General features: G+C 65.7%; 13 protein-coding genes. 3 read left to right on the top strand and 10 right to left on the bottom strand.

The features are described 5' to 3' along the window. Window positions 1–133: 133 nt before the first annotated feature. The 7 genes from LFT49_RS06435 to LFT49_RS06465 all read right to left on the bottom strand — a co-directional run bounded on the left by LFT49_RS06435 (window position 134) and on the right by LFT49_RS06465 (window position 9,040). Window positions 134–1,204, bottom strand: coding sequence for a Gfo/Idh/MocA family protein (locus tag LFT49_RS06435; protein ID WP_236801500.1), 1,071 nt, complete (start codon window positions 1,202–1,204; stop codon window positions 134–136). Window positions 1,205–1,324: 120 nt separating this feature from the next. After that, window positions 1,325–2,029 carry an ABC transporter ATP-binding protein gene (locus LFT49_RS06440; protein WP_237430098.1) on the bottom strand — a complete coding sequence of 235 codons (705 nt, stop codon included), beginning with the start codon at window positions 2,027–2,029 and terminating at the stop codon, window positions 1,325–1,327. A 2-nt stretch (window positions 2,030–2,031) separates the two neighbouring features. Continuing rightward, window positions 2,032–3,486: an ABC transporter permease gene (locus LFT49_RS06445; RefSeq protein WP_237430099.1), complete on the bottom strand. Its 1,455-nt coding sequence runs from the start codon at window positions 3,484–3,486 to the stop codon at window positions 2,032–2,034. 200 nt (window positions 3,487–3,686) lie between these two features. Then, on the bottom strand, window positions 3,687–4,781 hold the full coding sequence (locus LFT49_RS06450; protein WP_236801504.1) for a substrate-binding domain-containing protein: 1,095 nt from the start codon (window positions 4,779–4,781) through the stop codon (window positions 3,687–3,689). Between the two features lie 49 nt (window positions 4,782–4,830). Beyond that, entirely contained in the window at window positions 4,831–6,114 is a 1,284-nt protein-coding gene (gene mmsB / locus LFT49_RS06455) for a multiple monosaccharide ABC transporter permease (protein ID WP_236821580.1), read from the bottom strand. A 44-nt stretch (window positions 6,115–6,158) separates the two neighbouring features. Beyond that, window positions 6,159–7,718: a multiple monosaccharide ABC transporter ATP-binding protein gene (mmsA, locus tag LFT49_RS06460; protein ID WP_237430100.1), complete on the bottom strand. Its 1,560-nt coding sequence runs from the start codon at window positions 7,716–7,718 to the stop codon at window positions 6,159–6,161. A 131-nt stretch (window positions 7,719–7,849) separates the two neighbouring features. Next, a complete protein-coding gene (locus LFT49_RS06465) occupies window positions 7,850–9,040 on the bottom strand; it encodes an ROK family transcriptional regulator (protein WP_142130729.1) in 1,191 nt (396 codons plus the stop codon). A gap of 237 nt (window positions 9,041–9,277) precedes the next feature. On the opposite strand from LFT49_RS06465, the gene LFT49_RS06470 reads away from it, so the two are divergent. Further along, complete coding sequence (locus LFT49_RS06470; protein WP_236821581.1) at window positions 9,278–10,132, top strand: nitrilase-related carbon-nitrogen hydrolase; 855 nt, start codon at window positions 9,278–9,280, stop codon at window positions 10,130–10,132. A 4-nt stretch (window positions 10,133–10,136) separates the two neighbouring features. On the opposite strand, the gene LFT49_RS06475 is transcribed toward LFT49_RS06470, so the two are convergent. Further along, window positions 10,137–11,744, bottom strand: a complete 1,608-nt coding sequence (locus LFT49_RS06475; RefSeq protein ID WP_236821582.1) for a PucR family transcriptional regulator — start codon at window positions 11,742–11,744, stop codon at window positions 10,137–10,139. Continuing rightward, window positions 11,734–12,969: an alanine racemase gene (alr, locus tag LFT49_RS06480; RefSeq protein WP_237430101.1), complete on the bottom strand. Its 1,236-nt coding sequence runs from the start codon at window positions 12,967–12,969 to the stop codon at window positions 11,734–11,736. Before alr ends, LFT49_RS06475 begins: the two co-directional genes overlap by 11 nt. Before the next feature lie 194 nt (window positions 12,970–13,163). Here alr and LFT49_RS06485 point away from each other — a divergent pair, with 194 nt between their 5' ends. Continuing rightward, on the top strand, window positions 13,164–14,594 hold the full coding sequence (locus LFT49_RS06485) for an amino acid permease (protein WP_237430102.1): 1,431 nt from the start codon (window positions 13,164–13,166) through the stop codon (window positions 14,592–14,594). Next, entirely contained in the window at window positions 14,591–16,327 is a 1,737-nt protein-coding gene (locus tag LFT49_RS06490) for a flavin monoamine oxidase family protein (RefSeq protein WP_237430103.1), read from the top strand. The genes LFT49_RS06485 and LFT49_RS06490 overlap by 4 nt, the downstream gene beginning before the upstream one ends. A 61-nt stretch (window positions 16,328–16,388) precedes the next feature. On the opposite strand, the gene LFT49_RS06495 is transcribed toward LFT49_RS06490, so the two are convergent. Further along, window positions 16,389–16,916, bottom strand: coding sequence for a gamma carbonic anhydrase family protein (locus tag LFT49_RS06495; protein ID WP_237430104.1), 528 nt, complete (start codon window positions 16,914–16,916; stop codon window positions 16,389–16,391). Window positions 16,917–16,970 lie beyond the last annotated feature (54 nt).

Below are 16,970 nucleotides of genomic sequence, written 5' to 3' on the forward strand. Positions count from 1 at the left end.
GAAAGCCTAAAGGGATTTTACAAATGGAGGGCACACGCTCGAAAGGCGTCAAGAGCCAAGACAACCGGTCACGTAGCTGACACGGACTCCGCAAGCTGCAACACCGACGTCGTACCTCCCTTTCTGAAGCTCTCTAATGCCTGTCATTGGGGTAGGTGACTCCAAGCTGGGCGCGCACACCGTCGAAAAGGCGCATGGTGTTCAGCGTGTCCTCAAGCGGCATTACCGGGCTCTCGGTCAATCCCTGCTGGACGCACCTCATCACCTCGCGCAGCTCGTAGGCGTACCCCTTGCCCACAACGTCGAAGGTTTCCGTCCGGCGGTCCTCCCAGCCCTTGGCGATGAGGAGCTCGCCCGGATTGTTGATGGAGCCCACGCTCTGCAGGAAGCCAAGGCTTCCCGCCACGGTAGCCGTGCGCGGGCCGTGGGCCAGGAGCGAGGAGGTGAGCTGGACCTGGGCGGCGTGGTCGTAGCCGAGCGTCATGACGTTCTGCGCGTCCACGCCGTCGTCATTGACCACACCCGTGGCGCTGACGGTTTGCGGGAAGCCGAGCGTGCCGAGCGCCCACAAGAGCGGGTACACGGACAGATCCAGCAGGGCCCCGCCGCCGTCCTTGCGGGCCCACAGCCTGGCAGTGGGGGAGTACGGAGCCGGAAAGCCGAGGTCTGCGGTGACCCAGTGGATCTCGCCGAGTTCTCCAGAGGCGGCGATCTGGAAAGCCCGTTGCATCGACGGCAGGAACCGGCTCCAGACCGCCTCCATCAGGAACAGCTTCCTGCTGCGCGCAACGTCGATGAGCTCGGCTGCTTCGCGCGCATTGATGGTGAAAGCCTTCTCGCAGAGCACATGCTTGCCGGCGTTGAGGGCGGCGAGGACTATCTCATGGTGCTGTGCGTGCGGCGTGGCAACGTACACCACATCCACGGCGTCATCAGCCAGCAGCCGCTGGTAGCCGGGCACACCGCCGTCGTCCCCGTACGCCTTGGCGAAGTCGTAGGCCACGGCGAAAGCGTCGGCCGTGTCCTGGGTCCTGGAACTGACCGCGTACAGCTCGGCATCTTCCAGCAGTGCCAGATCCTGTGAGACCGCGCGGGCGATGCTGCCGGTTGCAATGATTCCCCAGCGCAGCGGAGCCCCGGTTGCGGAGCGTGGATCCTGGTTGGGCTGGCTGGACAGCCACGGCGTGGCGATGGGAGCAGTCATAGCTGCCATCCTGTCACAGGGGCGTGGAAGGAATGGGGAAGTTCCGGCCGCCCGGAGAAGGAAACGAAAAAGGGGCCAAAGATGGAAGCGCGTGCACCCCTCTGGCCCCTTTCGATCGCGTCAGGCGGTGGCGGCCACCGCCCGGCCCCGTACCGGCTCTTCCGTCAGCTTGCCCTGCTGCAGGCGGAAGCGGCGGTCGGTCTTGTTGGCCAGGACCCTGTCGTGGGTGACTACCAGAATGGTGGTGTTGTGGTCGCGGCTTAAGGAACTGAGGAGCTCGATGATGTGATCGCCGGTCTGCTCGTCCAGGTTGCCCGTGGGCTCGTCGGCGAGGATCAGCTTAGGCTCGTTGGCCAGGGCACGGGCGATGGCCACGCGCTGCTGCTCGCCGCCTGAGAGCCGGTTGATGCGCCGTTCGTGCTTGGACGGATCCAGCTGCACCTGCTCCAGCAGTTCCTGCGCCCGCTGGAGCCTGGCACCCTTCCGGACCCCGGCAAACTCCATGGGGAGCGTTACGTTGTCCACGGCGGACAGGTTGGGGATCAGGTTGAACTGCTGGAACACGAATCCGATGTCCCGGCGGCGGTACTCGGTCAGCTTGCTGTCCGGCAGGCTGGCCAGGCTGACGCCGTTGACGACGACGTCTCCGCTGGTGGGCTTGTCCAGCGCGCCCAGGAGGGACAACAGGGTGCTTTTGCCGCTGCCGCTCTTGCCCACGATCGAGGCGAGCGTTCCTTGCTCCAGGACGAAGCTGACATCATTCACCGGCTTGATGGTGCGGTCCCCTGAGTTGAAAGTGCGGACCAGGTTCTTTACTTCAATCATGGCTATTCTCCTCGCAGGACTTCGATGGGACGGATTCGCGCCGTGAGCAGCGCGGGCACCAGGGCGCCGATGATGGCGACGGCAAACACGGCCGCGATGCCGCCGGCGATGACACCGGGCGACGCGCTGGCGGTCACGGAGTTCAGCAGCTGGGAAGCGCCGCCGAAGGGCCCACCCTGTCCGCCGCGAAAGCCCCCTGCACCGGCGGCCTCGCCCGGGAAGCCGCGGCCGGCGGTGGCAGAAGCCGTGGTGCTGTTGCTGCTGATCAGGGCGGAGGCGATGCCGCCACTGGCGAAGGATGCCATCGCTGCGCCCACTGCACTGCCCAGGGCCGCCAGGACCAGGGCTTCGAGGACGAACTGCAGCCCGATGGTCCGGTTCGGCGCCCCGATGGCCTTCAGCACACCGATTTCGCGGCGGCGTTCGCGGACCAGCATCACCATGATGAGCAGGATGATCAGGCCGGCGGTGCCCAGGGCGGCGATGAAGGCGATGAAGGAGATGTTCTTGACGCTGTCCAGGGAGCTGACGGCGGTCTGCAGGTTCTGGCCCTGGGTGACGTCAGCCTTGTCGGTGCCCAGGGCGGCCTGCAGCGCCGTCTTGGTGGAGGCGACGTTGTCCATGGAGTTGACCGTGACGATCATGCTGGAGAGTTCACCGGGCGTGCCCGCAAGGGTCTGGGCGGTGGGTAGGGTCACGTACACAGCGTTATTGCCAAAGGCGGTGCCGGCGTCGAACAAACCGGAAACCGTGTAGGTCTGGTCGTTGATGGTGAAGGTGGACCCTACGGTGAGATTGTTCTTCTCGGCCAGCGTGGTGCCGAGCAGCGCGCCCGTGGATGCTGCCGCATAGTCACCAAGACCGGAGCCCTGGGTGATGTTCAGTGCCTTGCCCGTGGTGTCCACCTCGGCCCCGATGCCGGTGGCGGTGATCGGCAGCGACCTGGGCTGCTGGGTGGTCCCGGTGGATCCCGTGGTTCCGTTGGCCTGCTGGTTGCGGTTGCCCAGGGTGCCTGCATCGACTGCTGCTGTGAGGCTGGTGGTGAGGGTGGCGGCTGCCTGACCGCCGGGGCCGCCCTGGCCGGCCTGTCCTCCTTGACCGGCCTGGCCAGTTTGTCCCGCCTGACTGGCTGACTGCGCAGCAGCAGCGGCCGCGTTCCGCAAACGCAGTGAGGAGGTTCCGACGACGGCACTGACGTTGGTAACGCCGGCCGCGGTGGTTGCCTGGGCGGCGGTGAGCGGCTCGCCACCGCCTTCGAAGCCCTGCCCGCCGGCAGGGTTGACGGTCAGGACGGTGCCGACAGAGGCATTGAGCTCCTGGACTTTCGCTCCGACCGCCTGGTTTGCCACCAGCATGGCCAGGGCCAGGCCAATGGCGACGGCCAGCACTGCAACAACGGCTGCGGTGCGGACCTTGTTTCTGAAGGCATTGCCTACGCTTCGGGCAAGGACGCTCACGTTACTCCTATGACTCAGGTGCCGGCGCGGAAGGCCGGCTTCGCATCAACCCTCGCCGGGCATCCTGTGCAGGTATCCGGCCGAAGCTGTGTTTGGGCTGTGAGGGTCGTTACTGCCTGGGCAGGACGCAGGAAAGCCCGGTCCCAATGGGACCGGGCCTTCCTGTTTGCCGGCTTTACCCGGCGGTTTTCAACGCTGTGTTACTTGGTGATCGGGCCGAGTACGGGATCGTCCTTGTAGGCCGTCTTGACGTTGGCGGAGGTCACGATAACCGGCTCCAGCAGATAGGCGGGAACCACCTTGTTGCCGTTGTTGTAGGACTTGTCGTCGTTGACCTCAGGCTTCTTGCCTGCCTGCAGGTCCTTGACCATGGTGATCGCGTGCTCAACGAGCTTGCGGGTGTCCTTGTTGATGGTGGAGTACTGCTCGCCTGCCAGGATGGACTTGACCGACTCAACCTCGGAGTCCTGGCCGGTGACTACCGGGATCGGCTTGCCGGCGGCCTTGACGGAGGTCAGGATCGCACGGGCCAGGGTGTCGTTGGGGGACAGGACGCCGTCAACGTTAGCGGTGGTGTAGCTGCCGCTGAGCAGGGTGTCCATGCGGCGCTGGGCGTTCTCTGCCTTCCAGCCCTGGGTAACGGCCTGCTCGAAGCTGGTCTGTCCGGAGACAACCTTGAGGGTGCCGTCGTCGATCTTGGGCTTCAGCACGCTCATGGCGCCGTTGAAGAACACCTTGGCGTTGGCATCGTCAGGCGAACCGGCGAACAGTTCGATGTTGTACGGACCGGTGGGCTTCTTTGCCTTCATTCCATCCAGCAGTGCCTGGCCCTGGAGCACACCGACCTTGTAGTTGTCGTAGGCCACGTAGTAGTCCACGTTGTCGGTGTTCAGCAGGAGGCGGTCGTAGGCGATCACGGTGGCGCCGGAGTCCTTGGCCTGCTTGAGCTGGGTGCCCAGCTGGGAGCCGTCGATGGCGCCCACGATGATGACCTTGGCACCCTTGGTGACCATGGCGCTGATCTGGTTCTGCTGCTCCGAAACGCCGCCGTTGGCGAACTGGACGTCAGCCTTGAACCCGGCGCCACTGAGGCCGTCGTTGAACAGCTTCTCGGCCAGGACCCAGTTTTCACTGGTCTTCTGCGGAAGGGCAACACCGATGGAGGAATTCTGGTCGAATCCTGCGGCGCTGCCGCTGGAGCCGCCGCTGGGCTCCGAGCGGCCGCAGCCCGTCAGCGCCAGTGCTGCGATGGCAGCAACCGCTGCGGCCTTTCCTGCTTTACCAAACATTTGCATTGTTGGTTCTCTTTCTTTGTGTGATGGAACGGTATTCAGGCTGCAAACTTCAGGCTTCCCTGGCGATCGCTTCCTTGGTGGAGGTGGTTTCGTCGGGCTGGATGGGGTTGCTGGGCCCGGAAGTGGGGCGGTTCATGTTCCGGGTCAGCATGCCGATGATGGACCGCTTGCCCTGGGTCTTGTTGTAGACGTCGAAGGCTACGGCGATCAGGAGCACCAGGCCCTTGATGATCTGGGTGAGGTCGGCACCGACGCCCAGGAGCTGCAGGCCGTTGTTGAGCACTGCCATGACCAGGCCACCGATGATGGAGCCGACCACGGTGCCCACGCCGCCGGTCACGGCCGCGCCGCCGATGAAGACTGCCGCGATGGCGTCCAGTTCCCAGCCGACGCCGTCGAACGGGCCCGAGGCGGTGGAGCGGCCCACGAAGATCATGCCGGCCAGGCCGGCCAGGATGGACATGTTCATCATGACCAGGAAGTTGACCTTCTTGGACTGGACACCGGAGAGTTCGGCTGCGTGGCGGTTGCCACCGACGGCGTAAACGTGGCGGCCCAGGATGGTGCGGGACGAGATGAAGCCGTAAATCAGCACCAGGACGGCCAGGATCAAGCCGGGGATGGGGAAGGATGTGCCCGGACGGCCGGTGGCGAACAGGTACGTGGCGTAGAGGATGGCGGCGCAGATGAGCACCAGCTTCAGCACGGTCACCCACATCTCGGGTACTTCGGCGCCCAGCGCCTTGGCCCGGGCACGGGAGCGCAGTTCGCCCCACACCACGAAGACTACGGCGGCGATGCCCAGCAGGAGTGTCAGGTTGTTGAACCCGGTGTCGGGTCCCACCTCTGGAAGGTAGCCGGAACCGATGTACTGGAAGTCGGTGGGTACCGGGATGGTGTTGGACTTGCCCACGAACTGGTTGAAGCCGCGGAAGAGGAGCATGCCGGCCAGGGTCACGATGAAGGCCGGGATGCCAACATAAGCTGTCCACCAGCCTTGCCAGGCGCCGATGACCGCGCCGAGGACCAGGCCCAGGAGGATCCCGGCCCACCAGGGGATTCCCCAGTCGCGGAGGGCCAGGGCGACGGTGACGCCGACGAATGCGGCGACCGAACCGACGGAGAGGTCGATATGGCCGGCGATGATCACCAGCACCATGCCGATGGCCAGGATCAGGATGTAGGAGTTGCCGTTGAAGAGGTTGATGACGTTGCCGGGAGTCAGGGTCCGGCCTTCGGTGGCGAACTGGAAGAAGATGATCAGGGCCACGAGGGCGAAGATCATGCCGAATTGGCGGGTGTTTCCGCCAAACAGCTTTTTGAGGGCGTTCATGGTGTCAGTCCTTGTGTCCGGAAGGTTCTGGATGGGCCAGAGGGTCAGGCGGCTTTTCGGGTGGCGGAGGTCATCAGCTTCATCAGGCTTTCCTGGCTGGCCTCTTCTTTGGTCAGGACACCGGTGATGGCGCCTTCGAAGATGGTGTAGATGCGGTCGGACAGGCCCAGGAGTTCGGGCAGCTCGGAGGAGATGACGATGACTCCCTTGCCCTGGTTTGCCAGTTGCTGGATGATCCCGTAGATCTCGTACTTGGCCCCGACGTCAATGCCGCGGGTGGGTTCGTCGAGGATCAGCAGGTCCGGGTCGGTGAACATCCACTTGGCCAGCACAACCTTCTGCTGGTTGCCGCCGGACAGCTTGGCCACGCCTTCCTCCACGGACGGCGTCTTGGTATGCAGCGACTTGCGGTACTGCTCGGCCACGGTGAACTCCTGGTTGGGGTCCACTACCGAGTTGTGGCTGATCTTCTTCAGGGCGGCTGACACGGTGGTGGTCTTGATGTCGTCAAGGAGGTTCAAACCCAGCGACTTGCGGTCCTCGGTGACGTATCCCAGTCCGGCGTCGATGGCCTGGCGGACGTTCTTAAGGACGATCTCCTTGCCGTCCTTGTAGATGTGGCCGTCGATGAAGCGTCCGTAGGAGCGGCCGAAGACAGAACGGGCCAGCTCGGTGCGGCCGGCGCCCATGAGCCCTGCGAAGCCCACGATTTCCCCGCGGCGGACGTAGAAGCTGGAGTTCTTGCAGACCAACCTGTCCTGGACTGCGGGGTGGCCAACGGACCAGTTCTTGACCTCGAAGAACACTTCCCCGATCTTGGGGGTGTGTTCCGGGAAGCGGGATTCCAGGGTGCGGCCCACCATGCCCTTGATGATGCGGTCCTCGTCTACGCCATCCTTCTTCACATCCAGCGTCTCGATCGACTTGCCGTCACGGATGATCGTGATGGAATCGGCAATTTGCTCGATCTCGTTGAGCTTGTGCGAAATGATGATCGAGGTGATGCCCTTTGCCTTGAGCCCAAGGATGAGGTCCAGCAGGTGCTGCGAATCAGATTCGTTCAGCGCGGCCGTGGGCTCGTCCAGGATGAGGATCTTCACGGACTTGTTCAGCGCCTTGGCAATTTCCACCAGCTGCTGCTTGCCGACGCCGATTTCCTTGATGGGGGTGTCGGGGTCTTCCCGCAGGCCGACGCGTGCCAGGAGGTCCAGCGACCGCAGGCGGGCCTCGGCCCAGTTGATGACGCCCCGCTTGGTGGGTTCATTGCCCAGGAAGATGTTTTCCATGATGGACAGCTCGGGGATCAGCGCCAGTTCCTGGTGGATGATCACGATGCCGGCGTGCTCGCTGGCCCGGATGTCCCGGAACTGCTGGACCTGCCCCTGATAGACGATGTCGCCGTCGTAGCTTCCGTACGGGTACACACCGGACAGGACCTTCATGAGGGTGGACTTGCCGGCCCCGTTTTCGCCGCAAATAGCGTGGACCTCGCCGGCCTTTACCCGAAGGCTTACGTCCGACAAGGCTTTAACGCCGGGGAATTCCTTGGTGATGGACCGCATCTCGAGGATGACCGGGTCCGTGTGCGTGGTCTGGGACGTCATGAGCCCTAACCCTCCAATGCAATGACTTCTTTGTCCGGCCGGCAAAGCGCAGGGCCGTCTGAACCAAAAGTAAACTGGATCACAGCCATTGTCGTCAAGTCTTTAACGCAATTGCCGGATAACGAAATGGTCTAGGACTTCCGGATCCCCGCATGCTGGAAGACCAGCGCTGCTGCCCCGAGGGCCTCCGCGCGGTCGCCGAGCGAGGACATGGTCAGGGTGGTGGTTTCGCCGATCACGGGCACTGCATGCCGGATCAGGCCCCTCCGGATAGGGTCCAACAGGAGGTCCCCGAGGCCGGCCAGGGGACCGCCCACCACGATGACCTCGGGGTTGATCAGGTTGGCCACATTGCCCAGCGCGCGGCCCACGGCCAGGCCCGCATCGTCGACCACGCGGAGGGTGGCGGAGTCCCGGTTCAGGGCCTTGCGGACGATGTCAGCGGGCGTCAGGGGAGGGTCGTCGCCGCGGCTGAGGAGCTCGATCATGGTGGTGGTGGATGCAATAGTTTCCAGGCAGCCGCGGTTGCCGCAGCGGCACACCAGGCCCTGCTCATGAATGGTGGCATGGCCGATTTCGCCGGTGATCCCCACGTTGCCGTAATAGGGGGCCCCATTGAGGATCAGGCCCGCGCCGATGCCGGATCCGATCTTCAGGAACAGCAGGTTACTGACCCCGGAATGCTGCCCCCAGGTCACCTCGGACCACGCGCCCAGATTGGCGTCATTGTCAACAAAGACGGGGATTCTCAAGGTTTCCTCAAGATGCTGAAGGATGTTGATGCCCACCCATTCGGGAAGGATGGCCCCCTGCGCCACCGTCCCGGTCCGGCGGTCGATAGGGCCGGGAATACCGACGCCGGCACCCACCACAGAGGACCGGTCCACGCCGCTTTCGCGCAGCAGTTTCTCCAGCAGGGCCACGGCCGCCTGGATGCCGTCATCCGCTTGGTGGCCCAGCGGGAGCATCACCGATTCCTCGGCGATGACGTGGTAGCTGAGCGAGGCCAGGACCACCCTTAGGTGGCGCCGGCCGAAGTCGATTCCGACGGCGACGGCGCCGTTGCTGTTCAGCCGCACGTTCAGAGCACGCCGGCCCGAACTGGTGATGGGTTCAGTGGATGCCAGGCCGGAGTCGAGCATGATTTTGACAATGTTCGAGACGGTGGCGGTGGACAGCCCCGTTTGCCGGGCGAGCTCCGCCTGCGTGGAGGGGCCGCCCATCAGAGTCTCGATAATCCGCTGCTGGTTCAGCTGCCGCAGCGCGGACTGGGACCCGGGATTCTTGGGCTTGCTCTTCGTTGAGCGCGGGGGTGCGGACATGCTAAGAACATTGCCCTATTGCTGCGCTTGTAGTCAAGAAGTTAACGCATGGCCGCCTGTGCAGTAGTGGACAAGCACCCGGCCCAAGGCAAGCGGGGCCCCCGTGCATTCTGTCCCGGACGCCAGGCTGGCGGGTCCAAACGACCCGGCGGACTCCCGGAAGGGCTGTCTAGGCTGGAAGGCAGAACACTTACGAACAGCCATTCCCCGCGGAGAGGCATACAGAAGGTGGTAACGATGCTGCTGTCCGTCCTGCAGGCGAATGCCGCGGTCCTGGACGTCGAGGCCAATCTCCGGACGGTGGATGATGCCGCACGCCGGGCTGCCACAGCTGGGGCGGACCTGCTGCTCACGCCGGAGTTGTTTCCGGTGGGCTACGCCCCGCTCAGGCTGCGATCCGAACTGGACCCGGCAAGCCTTCCCGCCATCCGTGCGCAGCTGGCCGACATCGCCCGCCGGAACGGAATTGCGCTCGTCTACAGCCTGCCCTCCGTCGCCGGCGGCGAAGCCGGCGCCTCCGCCCAAGGCCGCGACTGGCACATTTCCGCAACCTTGGTCGACGCTACCGGCACCGAGCTCCTGTCCTACGCCAAGGTGCACCTCTTCGGCGGCGAGGAGCGCAAGGCCTTCGTGGCAGCCGCTGAACCCCCCGCCGTCGTCACCTTCAAGGGCGTGCGCACCTCCCTGCTGATCTGCTACGACATTGAATTCCCGGAGGCCGCCAGGGCGGCAGCTGCCCGGGGCGCCGAACTGCTCCTGGTGCCCACCGCCCTGTCCATAGGCTTCGACGCCGTGCCGCAGGTGCTGATCCGTGCCCGCGCCTTGGAAAGCCAGCTGAACGTGGCCTATGCCAACCACTGCGGAATCGAGGACGCCTACTCGTTCGGGGGCGGAAGCGTCGTGGCCGGCCCCGACGGCGCGGTCCTCGCCTCCGGTGGCGGCGGCCCGGAACTGCTGTTTGCCCAGGTGGGCACCGAGACCGTACACGCAGCACGGGAAGAGGTGCCATACATGAGGGAGCGCCGGCCTGAGCTGTACCGGGAGTGGGAGGGGCGCCTGGCCGAGGGTGCCGATACCGCGGACGGTGCCTAAGCCGTTAGACAGCGTCAGCGGTCAAGGCGTCCGCGTACTGCAGCGCAATCCACAGCTCGGCCCGCACCTGTGCCTGGTTCAGGTCCATCTGCAGCAGCTCACCAAGGAGGCCGATCTGGCGCCGCACGCTGTTCCGGTGCAGCCCCAGCCGCTTGGCCGACCCGTCCCAGCTGCCGTTTTCGCTGAGCCACCCCTGCAAGACGGCCAGCAGCGGGTCCCGCCGGTCCGGTTCCAGCGCCAGGACCGGCCGCAGCAGCCTTTCGGCCAGCAGGGTCCCTGCGTCACGGCCCAGCAGCCCGGTAACGGACCAGGACACTTCATCGGCGCGTACACTGGTCCCGCTTCTCTGGACCTGGCTGCGCAGCGAGGTGGCGCGCTGGTACGCCGCCGGTAGGGCGGTGAGCTCAGTGGGTTCGCCGATCACCAGGCGCCATCCGAGCTTCTCCACATCCGCAAGCAATGCATCATCAACCTTGAGCCGGGTCACGGCCGCAAATCCGTAGTCCGTGATCTCCACCAGCTTGGTGTCGAACATCCGCCGCCACTGCAGGAGTTCCCGCACGGGACTGTCGCCGGCCGGCCATTCGGGCGCTTCCACCTTGATGCCCTGCACCACGCGCATCGGTGCGGAGCGCGTGGAGGACAGGCTTTGGGCCAGCAGGTCCTTGAGTCCGTTCAGGTGCTTGGTGCCGCCCGTGGTGAGGCTTTCGGGATGCAGCAGGACGGCGGTGGCCAGCTGGCTGGGAGCCAGCGACCCGCTGGTGCGCTGCCGTACCAGCAGCTCGAGCAGTCCGACGGCGGACTGGACCACGTTGTTCTGCGCGGGCGTCAGCGGAACGTCGGAGCCGAGGATCAGTGCGCCCAGGTTGGCGTCCTTGGTGCTGCGGAGGGGGTGGCCCACCACCAGGGCAGAGCCCGGCTGGTCGAATCCGTCCATTTCCACCCGCGGGCCGCGGCCGGACAGCAGCCGTTCCAGCATCGGTTCCAACAGGGAAAGGTCGACGGCGGTGCTGCCGCCGGCGCCGGTGCCGCGGGCCCGGACCCTGCCGTCCGCCCCCACCATGACCGCCCACACGGGCACCCGCTGGACCAAGGCGGCCAGCAGTTCGTGTTCGGGCTTGGGGGAGAGGACGGCCCGCATGAGCTGCCGGTTGGTCTCTGCCAGCTGCCGGAAAACCCTGGCATTGTCAGTTTCCAGGAGCTGCGAGAATTCGAGGCCGATGGCAGCGAACGGCAGCGACTCCGGCACCTCGAACAAGGTGAGGTTGTGCCTGCGGCAGGCGTCCACCACCACGTCGGGGGCGGCGTCGAAGTAGGGCCTGATGCCGAAGCCGAGGGCGGCCACCTTTGCCTCCACCAGCCGCCGGACGTAGGCATCCACCTTCGCGGGGGAGCCACCCTCGCCGAGGAAGGGCAGGCCGGCGGTGAGCAGGAACTCGCCCTCGGGAAGGTAGGGCGTGGGGTCCTCCAGCTCGCTGGGCTCCACCCACCGCAGCAGCTGCCCGCCACTGCCGCCGTCGTGAAGCGTCTTCAGTACCGGCGGCAGCTGGTCAAGGAACTGCTGGAGGGTGACGAAGCTCAGCCGCCCGGTTGCGGCGGGCTCAGCCGGCATGGCCGACGCCGGCGGGAGCCGGCTCCTGGTAGTCGGGGCACTCGTGGGCGGCCGCCCCCGCATAGGAGCGCGGCAGGCGCGGTGCGATCCGGTTGATGATTTCGTCCCCGTGGCTGCCAATGGCGGCACCCCAGTCGTCGGCGCTGGCGGCACCGGACGCGGGGTCGCCAAACAATACAGCGGTATCACCCACCTCAAAGCCGGTGCGGTCCGGCCCCAGGTCCACCATGAATTGGTCCATGCACACCTTGCCGATCACGGGCACCCGGCGGCCCCCGACGCTCACCACCGGGCGGCCGCTGATGCCTTTTGGAATACCGTCCGCGTAACCCAGGGGAATCAGGCCCAGGTAGCGCGCCTCATGCGTGATGGCCTGGTGTTCGTAACTGATCCCGGTGCCGGCAGGAACCTTCTTGATCATCACCAGCGGAGCGGTCACGCTGAGCGCGGGACGCAACCCGAAGTCCGCGGGAGCCAGGTAGTCAGCAGGGGCCAGGCCGTAGATGGCCAGCCCGGCGCGCACCATGTCGAAATGGAATCCGGGGCGGTCAAGGATGTTGGCCGAACTGGACACGTGCCGGAGTTCAGGGTCAAGTCCGGCGACTTTCGCAAGCCGGACTGCTTCCTCGAATTCCGCTACTGCGGCACTGTTCCCGGGATGGGCTGGGACATCCGCCCACGCCAGGTGGGTCCAGATGCCGCGCACCCGCAGGGCACCGTCGAGTTCGGCCCGGCGGGCCCGGGCAACCAGCCCGGCCCAGTCCTCCATGCGGGCGCCACCCCGGCTAAGTCCGCTGTCGAGTTCAAGATGTACGACGCCGGGGCGTCCCAGCCGCTGTGCGGCGGCTGCCAGCACCTCCAGTTGGGAGACGCTGCCAAGGGACAGATCGACGTCGTTTTCGAGGGCCTCGGTGATGGCTTCACTCGTCTGGGATGCCAGATAGAGCCAGGAAAGGATCGGCGCGGTGATGCCCGCCCTGCGGAGTGTGATGGCTTCAGCGAGCTGTGCCGTGCCCAGCCAGTCTGCGCCGGCCGCGACCGCGGCCTTGGCCACTTCAACCAGGCCGTGGCCGTAGCCGTTCCCCTTGACCACAGCCATGAAAAAGGGTGCCGCGCTGCGTTCTCTCAAGACCCGGACATTGTCTGAAATGGCGGACAGGTCGACGTTGACCTGCCCGGACAACACCGCCGGCGCGGACTGTTCGGTGTGTGCATTAAGTCTCATGGTGGATCACTATAAGTCATTTTGCACCGGGTTGAGAGTTGCCTCACATGCCAACCTTGGGGAGGGGAAACCGAAAACTACTCTGAAGGGACGTCAACGGTGACTGTGCCTGTAACCACCAAAAAACCATTGCGCCGCGCGTAGGACGGCCCGGGCTCCGGGCCCAACTGCTGCGCCGTAAACCGATCGGCCAGATGATCAGCGAAGCCGGAAGCGGCGGGGGCGGCGGCGGGCTGGTGCGCAGCTTCGGCGTCCTCCAGCTCACCATGATCAGCGTAGGTGCCACCCTGGGGACCGGCATCCTGGTGATCCTCGGGGAATCCGTGCCGCTGGCCGGCCCGGCCATCTGGATCTCCTTCGTCATCGCGGGCCTGGCCGCCCTGCTCTCCGCCGTCTCCTACGCTGAAATGGCCGGGCTGGTTCCGGTGGCCGGCTCAAGCTACTCCTACTCCTACGCCACCATGGGCGAGGGCATGGCGTGGATCTGTGGCTGGTGCCTCGTCCTTGAATACGCCGTCTCCGTGGCAGCAGTAGCTGTGGGCGCCGGGCAGTATGTTAACGAGGCGCTGGCCGCCTTCGGGCAGGTCCTTCCCGATGCCATGTCCCAGCCCCCGGGTGACGGCGGGGTGGTGAACATTCCCGCGGTGGCCATCGTAGTGCTGGCCATGGTCCTGCTGGTGCGCGGTGCACGGGAAAGCGCCTGGATCAACACCGCCATCGTCATCATCAAGGTGGGCATCCTGCTGTTCTTCTGCGCCGTTGCCTTCACCGCGTTCAACGCCGGAAACTTCGAGCCGCTGATGCCCATGGGTGCCGCCGGCGTCTCAGCCGCAGCTTCGCGGGTGTTCTTTTCCTACATTGGCTTTGATGCGGCCTCCACCGCCGGTGAAGAAGCCAGGAACCCCAAACGCGACCTTCCCCGCGCCATCCTGCTGTCCATGGTGATCGTCACCAGCATCTACGTCCTGGTGGCCGTCGCCGCCATAGGTGCCAGGCCCTGGGGCTGGTTCGACGGCACCGAGGCCGCCCTGGTCCAGATCCTGGAGGAGACCACCAACCAGCCCTGGATCGCCCTGCTCTTTTCCGTCGGTGCCGTCTTGGCCATCGCCAGCATCGTGCTCACCGTCCTCTACGGGCAGACCCGCATCCTGTTGTCCATGTCGCGGGACGGGCTGGTGCCCAAGATCTTCGGACGCGTCTCTCCCCGCACCGGCACCCCGGCCGCCGGCACCCTCATCGTGGGCACCGCCGTCGCGCTCACCGCAGGGCTGGTGCCGCTCGGCGCCCTGGCGGACGCCACCAGCATCGGCACCCTGTTCGCATTCGCGCTGGTCAACGTGGCCGTCATCTACCTGCGCCGCCACCGCCCTGACCTGAAGCGCAGCTTCCGGGTGCCGCTGTACCCCATGACCCCCGTGCTGGGCACGTTGATGTGCGCCTACCTCATGGCCAACCTCGGTGCCGAGACCTGGCTGGTCTTCGGTGCCTGGATGCTCGTGGGCATTGCCATCTACTTCGGCTATGGACGCCGGAACTCGAAGGTAGCGGCTCTCAGCGAGCTCGACTACCGTGAACTGACCGCCAAGGCCCCCAGCCAGGAACCTGTGAAAGCAGCACACTCATGACCATCGCCACCGAACTGCCCGCCTTCGACCCCTCCAGCACATCCACGCCGCCGGCGGATGCAGCCGGACGCGGCGCTGCGGGACAGGCAGCGCCCATCACCATGCTGAACCCCGACTTCCCGTTCAGCTACGACCACTACCTGGCCCACCCGGACGGGCTGGGCTCGGTTCCGCGGGAGCTGTACGGCACGGAGGTGGCCGTCATCGGCGCCGGCCTCTCCGGGCTGGTGACCGCCTATGAACTCATGAAACTCGGCCTGCGGCCCGTGGTCTATGAAGCGGACCAGATCGGCGGAAGGCTCCGCACAGCGGCTTTCCCGGCAGCACCCGGAGTGGTGGCGGACCTGGGCGGCATGCGTTTCCCGGTCTCTGGCAAGGCCTTCTACCACTACGTGGACCTGCTGGGCCTGGAGACCCAGGACTTCCCCAACCCCCTTGCCGAGGCCACCTCCAGCACCGTGATCGAGCTGGCCGGCAAAAAGTACTACGCGGAAAAGTCCGGCGACCTGCCACCTTTCTTCCGCGAGGTGGCCGACGCCTGGAAGGCCGCGGTCAACGACGGCGCCAAGTTCGTGGAGACGCAGGAGGCCATCAAGGCGCGCGACATGGCCCGCATCAAGGAACTGTGGAACGAACTGCTCCCGCTCATGGACGAGCAAACCTTCTACGGCTTCATCGCCGCCAGTGAATCCTTTAAGAAGGCAGGGTTCGCACACCGGGAAGCCTTCGGCCAGGTGGGTTTCGGCACCGGCGGCTGGGACACCGACTTCCCCAACTCCATCCTGGAAATCCTCCGCGTGGTCTACACCGACGCGGACGACCAGCACCGGCTCATCCGCGGGGGAGCGCAACGGCTCCCCGAGGCACTGTGGCAGCACGCGCCGTCGGACCTGGTGCACTGGCCCGCCGGCACCTCCCTGGCCTCGCTGCACTCCGGTTCGCCCCGCGGCGCCGTGGGGAAGATCAGCCGGGACCCGGACGGCAATCTGCGCGTCCGCGAACGGTGGGGCCGCGAGGCCAGCTACCCGGCTGTGGTCACCACCTGCCAGTCATGGCTGCTGTCCACCCGCATCCACACCGAGGAAGCGCTGTTCCCGGCCGAACTGTGGACCGCCATGGAGAAATCGCACTACATGCAGTCCTCGAAGACGTTTGTGATGGTGGACCGGCCGTTCTGGAAGGACACCGACCCCGAAACCGGCAATGAGGTCCTTTCCATGACCCTGACCGACCGGCTGAACCGCGCCACGTACCTGCTGGACAACGGTCCGGACCAGCCGGCCGTGATCCTGCTGTCCTACACGTGGAACGACGACGCCCTGAAGTGGCTGGCCCTGGACGCGGACGAACGCGTGGAGCTGATGCTGCACTCCCTCGAGCAGATCTATCCGGGCGTGGACATCGCCGGGCACATCGTGGGCCAGCCGATCACCGTGTCCTGGGAGGCGGACCCCAACTTCATGGGCGCCTTCAAGGCCAACCTGCCCGGGCACTACCGCTACCAGCAGCGGCTGTTCACGCACTTCAAGCAGGACAAGCTGCCCGAATCCCAGCGCGGCATCTTCCTTGCCGGCGACGACGTCTCCTTCACCGCCGGCTGGGCTGAAGGTGCCGTGACCACCGGATTGAACGCCGTGTGGGGCGTGGTGAAGCACCTGGGCGGGTCATCCGCGCAGGGCAACCCGGGTCCGGGCGACCTGCTGGACGAGTTCGGTCCGATCAGCCTGGATTAACCGATCAGCCTGGACTAGCGTGGGCCCACGCCCGCCGGGTTCCCTGGCCGAGCTTGCGAGGTTAGGGAGTGGGTGGGGAGAGCTCGCGGTGTTGCGCCGCGAGCTCCACGTAACGCGTCGCATTGGCGCGGACGCCGTCGAACTCCTCATCGGTGAGTTCGCGGCGCACCTTGGCGGGCACGCCCGCCACCAGTGAGCGGGGTGGAACCACCGTTCCTTCGAGCACCACGGCGCCGGCCGCCACCAGCGAGCCGGCGCCGATCACTGCGCCGTTGAGGACCGTTGCGCCCATCCCGATCAGGCAGTCGTCCTCCACGGTGCAGCCATGGACGACGGCGGCGTGCCCCACGCTGACGCGTTCGCCCACCGTGCAGGGGAAGCCAGGGTCGGCGTGCAGCACCACGTTGTCCTGCAGGTTGCTCCCGGCGCCTACCGAAATGGGGGCGGTGTCGGCACGGACGGAGACGCCGTAGAAGGCGCTGGAGTCCCGGCCCAGGGTGGCGTTGCCGATGATGGAGGCCGACGGGGCCACGAACGCTGTTTCATGGATGGCCGGGGCGTTGCCGGCGAAAGGGTAAAGAGGAGCCATGGCTTCACCCTAAGCCACCCCCGCCACCCAACTGACTCGCATTAGTTGTCGTTT

It is taken from the genome of Arthrobacter sp. FW306-06-A (assembly GCF_021870055.1).
Taxonomy (GTDB): domain Bacteria; phylum Actinomycetota; class Actinomycetes; order Actinomycetales; family Micrococcaceae; genus Arthrobacter.